We start from the raw sequence: 13,078 nt of genomic DNA, 5'->3' as shown, positions 1-13,078 counted from the left end.
ATCTAACTTGCTTCGTCACCGAGATCAGACAAATGTTCTATTTCTCGATGAAGCAGCGCGTCATCACCCACATTTAGTTCAACCAAGCGTTTTAAATGACTGATACTATCTATATCAATGTGGGTAATTTTAAGTCTAATTGTCTGTTGATCAAAGCCCACAACATCTGCTTCGAGACTGATATCAATATCACTATCAGAAAGTGTGAAGTCCACCAACACAGTGTCGTTGTTCCTTAACGTATGCATTGAATCAGTACGTAACAACAGCCCGTGCAGTGAGAGATCCTGAATCGTAGTATGCAACACATATTGCCCCTGTTTCACTATCGCAGGGACTTGATACATGATGCGTGAAAATCGACGTCGTTCAGCCATATTTACTCTCTCAAAGTTTCCGTTTTCGGGCTGGATGGCAATGGGAACAGTAGACCGTAATTAAAACAAAGGCCGCTATATTAGCGGCCTTTGCACAAATTTCAAGCAATAATCGATTACTTAGTCATACGCTTGTATTTGATACGGTGTGGTTCCGCTGCCGCAGGACCAAGAGTCTTCTTCAGCCACTCCATGTACTCAGTATAGTTGCCTTCGTAGAAGTTAACCTGACCTTCGTCACGGTAATCAATGATGTGAGTCGCAATACGGTCGAGGAACCAACGGTCGTGCGAGATCACCATAGCACAGCCAGGGAACTCAAGCAGCGCTTCTTCTAGTGCACGCAGTGTTTCAACGTCAAGGTCGTTGGTTGGTTCGTCCAGTAAGAGAACGTTGCCACCGGCTTTGAGCAGCTTCGCTAAGTGAACACGGTTACGCTCACCACCCGAGAGTTCGCCGATTACTTTCTGCTGATCCACGCCTTTGAAATTAAAACGTGAGCAGTAAGCTCGCGCTGGAAGTTCGAAGTTGTTGATCTTGATGATGTCCGCACCTTCAGAGATCTCTTGGAATATGGTGTTTTTATCGTTCATTGAATCACGGAACTGATCAACTGACGCCAACTTCACCGTTTCGCCCATCTCGATAGTACCGGAATCAGGCTGCTCAACACCACTCAGCATCTTGAATAGGGTTGATTTACCCGCACCGTTGGCACCGATGATGCCGACGATAGCCCCTTTAGGCATGCTGAATGAAAGATCGTCGATCAGAACACGGCCGTCAAATGACTTAGTCAAATTCTTCACTTCGATGACTTTATCACCTAAGCGCTCACCTGGTGGGATGAACAACTCGTTGGTTTCGTTACGTTTCTGGTGATCGGTGTTCTGTAGCTCTTCAAAGCGTGCCATACGCGCTTTAGATTTGGCTTGGCGACCTTTTGGATTTTGACGAACCCATTCCAGTTCTTTCTCAATGGTTTTCTGACGAGCTTTTTCTTGAGAGGCTTCTTGTTGTAGACGCGCATCTTTTTGCTCTAGCCACGAGGTGTAGTTACCTTGCCATGGAATACCTTCACCACGGTCAAGTTCCAAAATCCAGCCTGCAGCGTTGTCTAGGAAGTAACGGTCGTGGGTGATGGCCACAACAGTGCCTGAGTAATCCACCAAGAAGCGTTCAAGCCAAGCGACAGATTCAGCATCCAAGTGGTTGGTTGGTTCGTCAAGCAGCAGCATATCTGGTTTTTCAAGCAGTAGACGACAAATAGCCACACGGCGACGTTCACCACCGGACAGGTGCGCCACTTTTTGATCCCACTCTGGAAGACGCAGTGCATCCGCAGCACGCTCAAGCGCGTTATCTAAGTTATGACCATCTTTCGCTTGAATCAGAGCTTCAAGCTCGCCTTGTTCTTTTGCAAGCGCATCGAAATCCGCATCAGGATCGGCATAAGCAGCGTACACTTCATCAAGACGTTTCAATGCTCCCGCCACATCGGCAACGGCTTCTTCTACCACTTCGCGGACGGTTTTGCTTTCATCAAGAACAGGCTCCTGTGGAAGGTAGCCCACTTTCAAACCGGGTTGTGGACGTGCTTCACCATCAATATCGGTATCCAGACCTGCCATAATGCGCAATAAGGTTGATTTACCTGAACCGTTTAGGCCCAAAACACCGATTTTTGCACCAGGGAAAAAGCTTAGAGAGATGTCTTTAAGAATTTGACGCTTAGGTGGCACGATTTTGCTCACCCGCGACATGGTATATACGTATTCAGCCATTGCCGATCGTTCCTAATTTTAAATCCACATAGAGGCGGTATTTTATATCAACTGCTGAGGATTTGTTACTGTCCAAGGAGAAATTCAGTGGCCATTCCACACTATTCTGCTCACAGAGATTGGCCTGCAAATGAATAAAATTGACAACACGATGACCGCATTAGTGTGTAACTGTGTTTCATTAAAATGAAATCACTATTATTTACATCTGTCATCTTTACAACACTATAACAGAACGGTGTAATTGGATGCATATCGTGAGTTATTTGGCCCTAATACCCTTATGGGCAATGAGCGGTAAAAAACGTCTGGGGATATGACGCGAATGAATTTAAAAAATATTGGGAGAGAGTCGGCCACAAAATGGCTGATGGCAGCGTTGTGTGGCGTGGCGATGAATGTCAGTGCTGCGGATGTGGTGACATTAGAAAAACAGCGCGCCTTGTATGAACAAGCGCAAAAACTGTTGGATGACAAAAACGATGAGGCCTATGTACAAGTGCGTTCTCAACTGGACGACTATGCTCTTACGCCTTATCTCGATTACCGTTTTTTCCTGGCGCAGCTGTCAAAAAAATCGCCAACAGAAGTGGAGCAATTTATCACTCAAAGCCGTGATTACCCGTTTTCCCAACGTATTCGCGCGCCATATCTTGATGCTTTATATCGCCAACAAGCATGGTCTGAGGTGGTGTCATTTCAGCAGCAAGAGCCGAGAGGCGAAAGTTATCAATGTATTTATTACTACGCGCAATACAATCAAGGGCAGAAAAAACTGGCCTATCAAGGCGCAGAGCAATTATGGCTAAGCGGATTAGAAATTGCGGATGAGTGTGATCATTTGTTTACGGTTTGGGAGCAGGCGGGAGGACGAACCGACAACCTGATTTTGCAACGTATGTTGCTTGCGTTTGAGCAGAAAAACAGCAAGTTAATGACTTATTTGCTGAAATTGCCGAAAAGTAGCCAAGCGAAAAAGCAAGCCCAAGAGATGAAAGCGCTGTTCAATCGTCCTGAGTCGGTGTTGGAGTTTGCCAAGCAGCATAAAGCCAATGAATTTTATCGTAAGCAAACTGAGCTAGCACTAGAGAAACTGGCACGTAAAGATATCAAACGTGCTCAAGAGCAGTACGCACAGGTCATCAAAGCTCAAAAGTTTTCATCGGTACAGGCTCAGGAATCGGCCGAATATTTGGCTTTCCGTTTGATTAATACCGAATCGGAAGCGCTGGCTCAGTGGCGTGATGCAGTGCTGAAAAAATCACATAAGCAAAACCTCATTGAGCGCCGAATTCGTCTTGCGTTACAACAGGCGGATTGGAAAGGCGTGCAAAGCTGGGTTGCTCAGTTGGATGATGAACATCGAAACTCATTGCGTTGGCAATATTGGTTGGGGCGCAGTGAAATTGAAATGGGCAAAGCAACCCAAGGGAAGCTGCGACTGAGTAAACTGGTTGGCCAACGTAATTTTTATAGTGTCGCGGCAGCGAAAGAGATCGGGCAGTCTATTAATTATCCTACCTCCACATTGAAGTTGGATAGCAGCTTGGTTGAACCTTATCGTCGTTCATTAGCGCGTATCGAAGAATTGATTGCGCTAGACAAAATTGCCGCGGCAAAAAGCGAGTGGCAATACCTGTTATCTCGCAGTGACGAACAAACTCAAGGCATGCTTGCGGTCTATGCGGCCTCTAAGCGTTGGTATCATTTGACGGTGACCGCCAGCATTGCGGCGCAAATGTGGGACAACATGGAAATTCGTTTTCCGGTGGCGCATCGCTGGTGGTTCAACTTCTATGCTGAGAAGCACGATATTGATCCTATCATGTTGATGTCACTTGCCCGTCAAGAGAGCGGTATGGACGCAGAAGCCACCTCTCCTGTGGGGGCTCGCGGTATCATGCAAATTATGCCGTCCACTGCGAAGTACACAGCAAAGAAGTATCAATTGAGCTATGAAGGTTCTGATGACTTATACCAAGTCGGTAAGAACATCGAAATTGGCAGCCATTATCTCAATGGTTTATTGGAACAGTACGATAATAATCGAATTTTTGCGTTTGCCGCTTATAATGCAGGTCCACATCGAGTAAAAAGCTGGCGTGAACGTACTGGCGGGAAATTGGATGCGTACGCGTTCATTGAAGCCATTCCATTTAAAGAAACGCGTGGGTATGTACAAAATATCCTGATGTTTGAAACCTATTATCGAGACATTCTCGGGGTAGATGGTGCGTTCCTAAATCAGCATGAGCTTGAGACTAAATACTGAGATAGGTAAAGAGTAATGTCGCAACAACCAGAATATACAGACTGGCAACAAATTGTGGATTTGGTCAAGCACAGTGTCGAACAAAAGCAGCATGATATGTTATTGACGATGCTGATGACGCCTGACGAACGTGAAGCTTTAGTGTCTAGAGTGAACATCGTTCGTGAGTTATTGAAAGGCGAGCTTTCCCAGCGACAAATCAGCCAAATGTTGGGCGTTGGTATTGCGACCATTACTCGAGGTTCCAATGAGCTGAAGTTAAAGTCAGATGAAGATAAAGCGCGCTTGAATCAGTTATTGGAAGGGACGAAAAAAGGCGGTTGATACCGCCTTTTTTGCTCTTGAGTTCCCATCCTAGCTTAAATTGGCAGGGAAATGCTCAGGATTGGTAAAAGGAATTAAGGCTAAGATTAACGCTTGATGGTAGACCGAGCTACGAGTGAGCTGGTTTTGCGTCAATAAACTGATCGCTCCACCTTTTTGTTTAATATTCTCGGTGCCAAACACCTCATCCATCACATCACCCAGCTCGTTTGCATTGGCCAATTTGGCAATGACATTCGGTGGCAACATCAAACTGGCTGAACGAGATTCGCCACGATGAGTGTGAGATTCAATCACCGTCCAAGCGAAGGTGACGTTACCATCAATGCCCGCCTCCAAACCAACATAAAATGCACCGTCTGCTCGGCAAGCCTTAGCATTTCTGACTCGATTAAGAGCACCAAGGTGAGTTTCGCTGTCGCTCATTGGCTGATCGGCCACTTCACTAGGGACATTCACTCCCACAAACTCAAAGGTACCGTTGGGAAAGGCGCTTGTGAACGCGCTTTCCACTGCGGTGATTTTGGCTGGGTTCAGCGAAGCAATAATGACTTTTTGAGTTGCCATGATCTTTTTGCTCATTCTGTACTTTTAGCTCAGTTTAACTTGGGTGGGTTTAACGTTTTCACTTGGGTAGCAACCAAGCACTTTCAGATGTTTGGTGATCTTAGTGAGTTCTCCAAGGGCCAGTTGCATCTCTTCAGAATCAAGATGTGCTTCGAGATCGACATAGAACATTTCTTCCCAAGGGTTGCCCATGATAGGACGCGATTCTAGCTTGGTCATGTTGATGCCATAGCGTTGTAACACCAACAAGGTTTCCACCAACGAACCCGCCTTTTGCGAGGTAGACATGATCAGTGTGGTCTTGGCTGGGATCTGCGCGGACACTTCAACTGGCTTACGTGCCACGACAATAAAACGTGTGTGGTTCTCCGTTTGGTTGGCGATGTTGCCCTGAATCGGTTGCAGCCCGTAAAGTTTGCCACTGGATGCGTTGCCAATCGCCGCCACATCATCACGGTTTAGCTCTTGTACTTTCTTCATCGCATCGGCAGTGCTCGCGCACGATTTGAGGGTAACGCCTTTAAGACGGCCCAAAAACTCGCTGCATTGCTGATGAGGCTGTGGATGAGAGTAAAGCACTTTTATTTCTTCGAGACGCACATCTTTGGTGGCCACTAGGCAATGCTCAATGGGTTGCGTCAGCTCGCCAACGATGTAGAGCGTGGTATGTTGCAGTAAATCGTAAACTTCGTTGATCGAGCCTGAACTGGTGTTTTCAATCGGCAAAACGCCAAAATCTGCGTGGCCCGATTCCACGGTTTGGGTGACTTCTTTGAAGTGATCGCAATTGAGTTCGATCAGTTCAGTGTTTTTGCGACTAAAGTACTCACGGCTTGCCAGATGCGAGTAGGAGCCCTTAGAGCCTAGAAATGCGACTCGAGCGAGAGGCTTTCTGCTCTGCTCAGGGTTGAGCAGGTTTTGCAGGTACGATTGCTGTAGCAGCACCGAATCTTCAATAATGGTATGGAACAGCTTGGTGATGTACTGAGCGTCGAGCTGATATTTCTCACGGCCATTGGTGATCAGTTTTACCAGTAATTGTTGTTCACGCGAGGCGTCTCTGACTGGTTTCGAGGTTTCAACTTTGCTTTTAGCAACTTCAATGCTGAGCTTGCGACGCTCAGAGAGCAAGCTGAGTAGTTGGTCATCTAAATCATTTAATCGCAAACGAATCTCATCGAGAGAAAGTGGCTGTTCAGTCATCGCTCATTTCCTTAATAAAAAAGCCCCCCGATGTGGGAGGCTTTCTGTTTGTTTTTGACTTTTCTTTCACAAACGAGTTAGCCCCTCCGCTATCGAAGAAAAAAGAAGTCAAAACTAAACAGAGAGTGGATTTGCATAAATAGTAAACTTTTGTGAATGTGGGAACACAATAAGCAAGCCAGCATTGAGCGTCAAGCAAAAAAATGGCGCCTTTTGGCGCCATTCCCTCAATCTGGTTGTTGATTACTCTTCTTCTACGACTTCTGGTTTTTCAGCTCGACGTGCATCAGGCTTATGTTGCAGTTTGTTCAATTGTCGTTCTAGTTTTTGTTCCACCTCGTTGATGGCTGCGTATAGATCTTCATGAATCGCGGAAGCAATTAGCTGTCCTTTAGGAACCTTAATCACGGCCTCGAACTTCATCTGTTTTCCAGGTTCTTCACTAAAGGTCGTTTGACAACTAATAATGTCGGTTTGCCATTTTTCTAGCTTTTTAAATTTGCTCTCAATGTGATTGCGGATAGCAGAGGTGATTTCGATGTTTTTACCAGTGATGTTTAGTTTCATAAATGCGTTTCCTCTGTTGCATCCCTCATGGGTTGACTCCAGATTACGATTTTAAGGATAAAAGAGTGTGATATAAATCACATTTTGGTGGGCGTTTTTTATTGTTCAAGAGGAATGTGATCTTTCGCAAGCCTTGTCGTTTTTTCTTTGAAAAAAGCTTGTGCTTCGATAGGAAAACAGTAGATTGGGTAGAGTAGATGGCTGAAATTCAACTGGTTTTCAGGGGAGTTGTTCAGCTTAAATAACGAGTTGTATCAAAAAGTAACCAATATCGATTTGTGATCTTTGTCACTATGATTCATATAAAAACGCCGCTGTATAGCGGCGTTTTGTGTTTCTTGTCATCGTGGCATTAGAGCGGATTCAGACGTATCAACTCTTCAGTGCGTGCGATGGCATCTTGTAAACCTAATTGTTTATACGCCTCAAGCTGGATTTTGAGTGATTTTCTCGCAGCGATGGTATCTGGATAGGTTTTCTGCAACTCCTGAGAACGATTGATGGCTGCAATCCAAGCTTCACGACGCAGATAGTAATCGGCGGTTGCTAGATCATATTCTGCTAAACGGTTTTTAAGAGCAAACATGCGTTTTTGAGAATCTTCCGCATATGGGCTGTTTGGATAGCGCTCAAGCAGTTTTTTGAAATCATCAAAAGCTTGTTTGACTGGCTCAGGATCGCGATCGCTACGATCAATGTTAAACAAGTCGTGCATGAAGTTACGATCTTGTGCCATATGGGTGAGACCACGCATGTACAGCACCCAGTCCATTTTTTCGTGTGTTGGATTTAAACGCGTAAAACGCGAAATGGTCGCCAGACCCAAAGCCAAATCATCGTTCTTGTAATAGGCGTAAATCAAATCAAGTTGTACTTGTTCTGAGTAAGCACCAAAAGGGTAGCGGGAATCTAGCGCTTCTAGTTTCTCAATCGCTGTGAGCCAGTTTCCTCCTTGAAGAGAGGTTTGTGCTTCTGCATACAGCTCTGCTGGTGGCACATCCGGCACAATTTGTTCACTGCTTGAACAGCCAAACAACACTGATACCGCGAGCAGGCCTGCTAAAGTATGGTGTTTCATGTCAGGAGTCGATTCCTTGATTCTAAATATTTCTTAAGCTTCCGTTACTTTCTTGTCAGTAACAGATACAATGTTGCAATACACTATTTTTCCACAGTAGTGAGCATTAGTCTCACAGTTTTTAAAAAAGTTCGATATGGCTCAGCAGATTGAATTAACAAATACCGTAAAAGATAGCCAATTAGGCCAACGCCTAGATCAAGCTATCGCAGAGTTGTTCGCTGACTTTTCTCGCTCGCGCCTGAAAGAATGGTTGCTTGACGGAAAAGTCACAGTGGACGGTAACGTAGTCACCAAACCTAGAACGAAAGTAATGGGTGGGGAAGTGATTACTGTTTTGGCCGAGCTGGAAGATGAAGTGCGCTGGGAAGCGCAAGATATTCCACTGGATATTGTCTATGAAGATGACGATATCTTAGTGATCAATAAGCCTCGTGATTTTGTCGTCCACCCAGGGGCTGGTACGCCAGACGGTACAGTGTTAAACGCATTGTTGTTCCATTGTCCTGAAGTGGCGGAAGTGCCGCGTGCAGGTATTGTTCACCGTTTGGACAAAGACACCACGGGTCTGATGGTTGTGGCGAAAACCGTACCGGCACAAACACGTTTGGTGCGTGCTCTTCAAAAACGCAATATTACGCGTGAATACGAAGCCATTGCCATTGGCCGAATGACGGCGGGGGGCAAAGTCGATAAACCGATTGGCCGCCATGCAACAAAACGTACCTTAATGGCGGTGAGCCCCATGGGTAAGCCTGCTGTGACGCATTTCCGAGTGGCGGAGCATTTCCGAGAGCACACGCGTATCCGTTTGCGTCTTGAAACTGGCCGTACTCACCAGATTCGTGTGCATATGTCTTACCTACAACATCCATTATTAGGTGATGCGGCTTACGGTGGGCGTGCTCGAATTCCAGCGGGCGCTTCTGAAGACGTTACGGCAATGATCCGAAACTTTGATCGCCAAGCGCTTCATGCAGTGATGCTGCGCTTTGAGCATCCGATCACAGGTGAAGAGATGGAGTTCCATGCGCCGGTGCCAGACGATATGGTTGAGTTGACTGAAACTTTACGTCGTGATGCACAAGAGCATGGTTTACCAGACGAGTACTGATTGATGCTTATCCCCAACTGGCCTGCGCCTAAGAATGTCAAAGCATTATCGTCGACTCGCCAAGGTGGCTATTCGACGGGTGTTTACACTGGTTTGAACTTAGGCACACATGTTGGGGATGATTTTTCAATAGTAATGAGAAATCGTCAATGGTTAGCCGAACAGGCTCAGATGCCGAGTGCACCGATTTGGCTCAATCAAACTCATTCTACGACGGTGATTGAAGCAACAGGACCAACCGAAGTAATCCTTGATGCTGATGGGGTTTTTACTCATTCCTCTGATGTCGTTTGCAGTGCGATGACTGCCGATTGTTTACCCGTTTTAATCACCAATACCTCAGGGACGCAAGTTGCCGCCGTGCATGCGGGTTGGCGTGGTTTGGCGGGCGGGATCGTTGAGGAAGCACTTCGTCACTTTTCACAAGATGTGCTGATTTGGCTTGGCCCTGCGATCGGTCCTCAGGCTTTTGAAGTCGGAGAGGATGTGGTGGAGGCTTTTTGCCAACAACACCCTCAAGCAGTGAATGCGTTTTCTACTCATATCACACCAAATAAGTGGTTGGCTGATATGGATCAGCTGGCGCGTATTCGTCTCTCTTCAATAGGGGTTGAGGCGATTTACTCTTCTGAATTGTGTACCTATCAAGATTCACGCTTCTATTCTTACCGTCGCGAAGGTGTCACTGGACGTCAAGCGAGCTTTATCTGGTTTGAATAACGTCAGTTTAATTTACCGAGCGTTAGTTTTTAATTCCCCCTTGAAAAACGATTTTTGCGTAGCCATCTTTCATACTGATTAAAGAATTTACTTCAGTTGAGGTTAGGAAGGTAGCTATGCGTCTTGATCGATTTACCAGCAAATTTCAAATCGCTATCTCTGATGCACAATCATTGGCGTTAGGGCGCGATCATCAATACATTGAACCTGTTCACTTAATGGTGGCGCTGCTTGATCAAAACGGCAGCCCTATTCGTCCACTGCTGACCATCTTAAATGTGGATGTCACTCACCTACGTTCAAAACTCAGCGAAATGCTGGATCGTTTGCCCAAAGTGAGCGGTATTGGTGGTGATGTACAGCTCTCCTCAGCCATGGGCGCGATGTTTAACTTGTGCGATAAGATTGCACAAAAACGCCAAGATGCTTACATCTCATCTGAAATCTTTTTGCTCGCAGCAATCGAAGATAGAGGACCACTTGGCCAGCTCTTCAAAGAACTTGGCTTAACTGAACAGAAAGTGAGTCAAGCTATCGAGCAAATTCGCGGTGGTCAAAAAGTGAATGATCAAAATGCGGAAGAACTTCGCCAAGCGTTAGAGAAATTTACCATTGATCTGACGGAACGTGCAGAACAGGGCAAACTTGACCCTGTGATTGGACGTGACGATGAAATTCGTCGCACCATCCAAGTATTGCAGCGTCGAACCAAAAACAACCCCGTGATCATTGGTGAGCCAGGTGTTGGTAAAACCGCCATTGTTGAAGGTTTAGCACAACGTATCATCAATAACGAGGTGCCCGAAGGTCTGCGTGGTCGCCGAGTATTGTCACTCGATATGGGCGCGTTGGTGGCTGGAGCGAAGTACCGTGGTGAATTTGAAGAGCGACTTAAATCGGTATTGAATGAGTTGTCTAAAGAAGAAGGCAATATCATCCTCTTTATTGATGAGCTTCATACCATGGTTGGCGCCGGTAAAGGTGAAGGGTCGATGGATGCGGGCAATATGCTCAAACCCGCATTGGCACGTGGTGAGTTACATTGTGTGGGCGCAACGACACTTGATGAGTATCGTCAGTATATCGAGAAAGATCCGGCACTTGAGCGCCGCTTCCAAAAAGTGCTGGTTGATGAACCAACAGTGGAAGACACCATTGCAATTTTGCGTGGTTTAAAAGAACGCTATGAGCTGCATCATCATGTTGAAATTACCGATCCAGCGATCGTTGCTGCGGCCAGTTTGTCGCATCGCTATGTTTCTGATCGTCAATTACCGGACAAAGCGATCGACCTCATCGACGAAGCCGCATCCAGTATTCGCATGCAGATCGATTCTAAACCCGAAGCTTTGGATAAGTTGGAGCGCAAAATCATCCAACTTAAGATAGAGCAGCAGGCGCTGAGTAATGAACACGATGAAGCGAGTGAAAAACGTCTGCGCTCACTTAACGAAGAGTTGAATGAGAAAGAGCGTGAGTTTGCTGAGTTAGAGGAAATTTGGAATGCGGAAAAAGCCGCGCTGTCTGGCACTCAGCATATTAAAGCGGCGTTAGAGCAAGCACGCATGGATATGGAGTTTGCAAGACGAGCGGGGGATCTTAGCCGCATGTCTGAGCTTCAATATGGCCGTATTCCAGAGCTTGAGAAGCAACTTGACCTAGCAACGCAAGCAGAAATGCAGGAAATGACCTTGTTGAAAAACAAAGTCACCGATAATGAAATTGCGGAAGTGCTTTCCAAGCAAACGGGTATCCCTGTTTCCAAAATGCTTGAAGCAGAAAAAGAAAAACTACTTCGCATGGAAGAGGTGCTGCATAAACGCGTTATTGGGCAGAAAGAGGCGGTGGAAGTTGTTGCGAATGCAATACGTCGCAGCCGCGCGGGTTTGTCCGATCCCAATAAGCCGATTGGTTCGTTCTTATTCTTAGGTCCAACCGGTGTGGGGAAAACGGAACTGTGCAAAACGTTGGCGAATTTCATGTTCGACAGTGAAGATGCCATGGTGCGTATCGACATGTCCGAGTTTATGGAGAAACACTCAGTGGCACGCTTAGTCGGTGCACCTCCTGGCTATGTGGGTTATGAAGAAGGTGGTTACTTAACGGAAGCCGTTCGACGTAAGCCTTATTCAGTGATTTTGCTCGACGAGGTGGAAAAGGCGCATCCTGATGTGTTCAACATCCTGCTGCAAGTCTTGGATGATGGTCGATTGACGGATGGACAAGGTAGAACAGTGGATTTCCGCAATACCGTGGTCATCATGACATCAAACCTAGGCTCCAGCCGCATCCAAGAAAACTTCGCTATGTTGGATTACCAAGGCATCAAAGAACAGGTGATGGAAGTGGTGACCAAGCACTTCAGGCCGGAGTTTTTGAACCGTGTTGATGAGACAGTGGTCTTCCACCCACTTGGTCAAGACCATATTAAGTCGATCGCAGCGATTCAACTTAACCGCTTGGCGAATCGCATGGAAGAGCATGGCTATCCGTTGGAAGTGTCTGATAAAGCGCTCGAATTGATCGCACAAGTTGGTTTTGACCCGGTTTACGGAGCAAGACCATTGAAACGAGCGATTCAGCAAAGTATCGAAAACCCGCTGGCGAAATCTATTTTGGCAGGTTCAGTGCTACCGGATAAGAAAATACAGCTTATCGTCAACAACGACCAAATTGTGGCACACCAATAGATAGAGTGGTTTTCTCTTCTTTGAGGGAGAAAATAGTAAATCAAAAGAGGCGAAACGCCTCTTTTGATGTTTTTAAATACGACTTGAGCAAAAAGTAGGCAAATGATTTGCTTTTTTCTTTTTTTTCTAATTTTGCTCTTGTGCATGTGAAGAAACTACCTATAATGCGCATCCACTGACACGGCAGACAGCGTAAGGCTTCAGCAAGTGAAAAGTTAAGGTAAGTTCCTGAGAAATAAATTTGAAAAAGTGTTTGACTCTTCAAATTAACTCGCTAGAATGCACCTCCGCTTTGAGAGAAAAACTTCTCGAAAAGCAAGCTCTTTAACAATATAAACCTATCAATCTGTGTGGGCACTCGTTGATGATAATCCAAAAGATT

11 protein-coding genes and 1 other annotated feature are annotated in these 13,078 nt (G+C 46.0%); of the genes, 5 read left to right on the top strand and 6 right to left on the bottom strand.

Annotated features, from left to right (window positions below; translation table 11 throughout):
* Positions 1-2 precede the first annotated feature (2 nt).
* Both VV1_RS02395 and ettA read right to left on the bottom strand, forming a co-directional pair.
* Positions 3-377: a PilZ domain-containing protein gene (locus tag VV1_RS02395; protein WP_011078581.1), complete on the bottom strand. Its 375-nt coding sequence runs from the start codon at positions 375-377 to the stop codon at positions 3-5.
* 116 nt (positions 378-493) lie between these two features.
* Complete coding sequence (gene ettA, locus VV1_RS02390; RefSeq protein ID WP_011078580.1) at positions 494-2,161, bottom strand: energy-dependent translational throttle protein EttA; 1,668 nt, start codon at positions 2,159-2,161, stop codon at positions 494-496.
* Between the two features lie 316 nt (positions 2,162-2,477).
* Between ettA and sltY the strand changes: the two genes are divergently transcribed.
* Both sltY and trpR read left to right on the top strand, forming a co-directional pair.
* Positions 2,478-4,433 (top strand): murein transglycosylase, encoded by a 1,956-nt coding sequence (gene sltY / locus VV1_RS02385; RefSeq protein WP_011078579.1) that lies wholly within the window; start codon positions 2,478-2,480, stop codon positions 4,431-4,433.
* Between the two features lie 15 nt (positions 4,434-4,448).
* On the top strand, positions 4,449-4,757 hold the full coding sequence (gene trpR / locus VV1_RS02380) for a trp operon repressor (RefSeq protein ID WP_011078578.1): 309 nt from the start codon (positions 4,449-4,451) through the stop codon (positions 4,755-4,757).
* A gap of 30 nt (positions 4,758-4,787) precedes the next feature.
* On the opposite strand, the gene yjjX is transcribed toward trpR, so the two are convergent.
* From yjjX to VV1_RS02360, 4 genes are all read right to left on the bottom strand, one after another.
* Positions 4,788-5,324 carry an inosine/xanthosine triphosphatase gene (gene yjjX, locus VV1_RS02375; protein WP_043920911.1) on the bottom strand — a complete coding sequence of 179 codons (537 nt, stop codon included), beginning with the start codon at positions 5,322-5,324 and terminating at the stop codon, positions 4,788-4,790.
* A 24-nt stretch (positions 5,325-5,348) separates the two neighbouring features.
* Positions 5,349-6,527: a prephenate dehydratase gene (gene pheA / locus VV1_RS02370; RefSeq protein WP_011078576.1), complete on the bottom strand. Its 1,179-nt coding sequence runs from the start codon at positions 6,525-6,527 to the stop codon at positions 5,349-5,351.
* 13 nt (positions 6,528-6,540) lie between these two features.
* Positions 6,541-6,662: a sequence feature (Phe leader region), on the bottom strand.
* A 108-nt stretch (positions 6,663-6,770) separates the two neighbouring features.
* Positions 6,771-7,094, bottom strand: coding sequence for a ribosome hibernation-promoting factor, HPF/YfiA family (gene hpf, locus VV1_RS02365; RefSeq protein WP_011078575.1), 324 nt, complete (start codon positions 7,092-7,094; stop codon positions 6,771-6,773).
* Between the two features lie 352 nt (positions 7,095-7,446).
* On the bottom strand, positions 7,447-8,172 hold the full coding sequence (locus VV1_RS02360) for an outer membrane protein assembly factor BamD (protein WP_011078574.1): 726 nt from the start codon (positions 8,170-8,172) through the stop codon (positions 7,447-7,449).
* Between the two features lie 136 nt (positions 8,173-8,308).
* Here VV1_RS02360 and rluD point away from each other — a divergent pair, with 136 nt between their 5' ends.
* The 3 genes from rluD (at position 8,309) to clpB (ending at position 12,696) form a co-directional block, all read left to right on the top strand.
* Positions 8,309-9,286, top strand: a complete 978-nt coding sequence (rluD, locus tag VV1_RS02355; RefSeq protein ID WP_011078573.1) for a 23S rRNA pseudouridine(1911/1915/1917) synthase RluD — start codon at positions 8,309-8,311, stop codon at positions 9,284-9,286.
* 3 nt (positions 9,287-9,289) lie between these two features.
* Entirely contained in the window at positions 9,290-10,006 is a 717-nt protein-coding gene (gene pgeF / locus VV1_RS02350) for a peptidoglycan editing factor PgeF (RefSeq protein ID WP_011078572.1), read from the top strand.
* Positions 10,007-10,122: 116 nt separating this feature from the next.
* On the top strand, positions 10,123-12,696 hold the full coding sequence (gene clpB, locus VV1_RS02345) for an ATP-dependent chaperone ClpB (protein ID WP_011078571.1): 2,574 nt from the start codon (positions 10,123-10,125) through the stop codon (positions 12,694-12,696).
* Positions 12,697-13,078: the final 382 nt, after the last annotated feature.

Origin of the sequence: Vibrio vulnificus CMCP6 (assembly GCF_000039765.1) — a bacterium.
GTDB classification, from domain to species: domain Bacteria; phylum Pseudomonadota; class Gammaproteobacteria; order Enterobacterales; family Vibrionaceae; genus Vibrio; species Vibrio vulnificus_B.
This window is presented reverse-complemented; position numbering and strand designations above follow the sequence as displayed.

Excerpts from the sequence above, each read along its gene's own strand:
- pgeF (WP_011078572.1), top strand. The coding sequence starts at position 9,290 with ATGCTTATCCCCAACTGGCCTGCGCCTAAGAATGTCAAAGCATTATCG.
- VV1_RS02395 (WP_011078581.1), bottom strand. The coding sequence starts at position 377 with ATGGCTGAACGACGTCGATTTTCACGCATCATGTATCAAGTCCCTGCG.
- sltY (WP_011078579.1), top strand. The coding sequence starts at position 2,478 with ATGACGCGAATGAATTTAAAAAATATTGGGAGAGAGTCGGCCACAAAA.
- hpf (WP_011078575.1), bottom strand. The coding sequence starts at position 7,094 with ATGAAACTAAACATCACTGGTAAAAACATCGAAATCACCTCTGCTATC.
- trpR (WP_011078578.1), top strand. The coding sequence starts at position 4,449 with ATGTCGCAACAACCAGAATATACAGACTGGCAACAAATTGTGGATTTG.
- rluD (WP_011078573.1), top strand. The coding sequence starts at position 8,309 with ATGGCTCAGCAGATTGAATTAACAAATACCGTAAAAGATAGCCAATTA.
- VV1_RS02360 (WP_011078574.1), bottom strand. The coding sequence starts at position 8,172 with ATGAAACACCATACTTTAGCAGGCCTGCTCGCGGTATCAGTGTTGTTT.
- clpB (WP_011078571.1), top strand. The coding sequence starts at position 10,123 with ATGCGTCTTGATCGATTTACCAGCAAATTTCAAATCGCTATCTCTGAT.
- pheA (WP_011078576.1), bottom strand. The coding sequence starts at position 6,527 with ATGACTGAACAGCCACTTTCTCTCGATGAGATTCGTTTGCGATTAAAT.
- ettA (WP_011078580.1), bottom strand. The coding sequence starts at position 2,161 with ATGGCTGAATACGTATATACCATGTCGCGGGTGAGCAAAATCGTGCCA.
- yjjX (WP_043920911.1), bottom strand. The coding sequence starts at position 5,324 with ATGGCAACTCAAAAAGTCATTATTGCTTCGCTGAACCCAGCCAAAATC.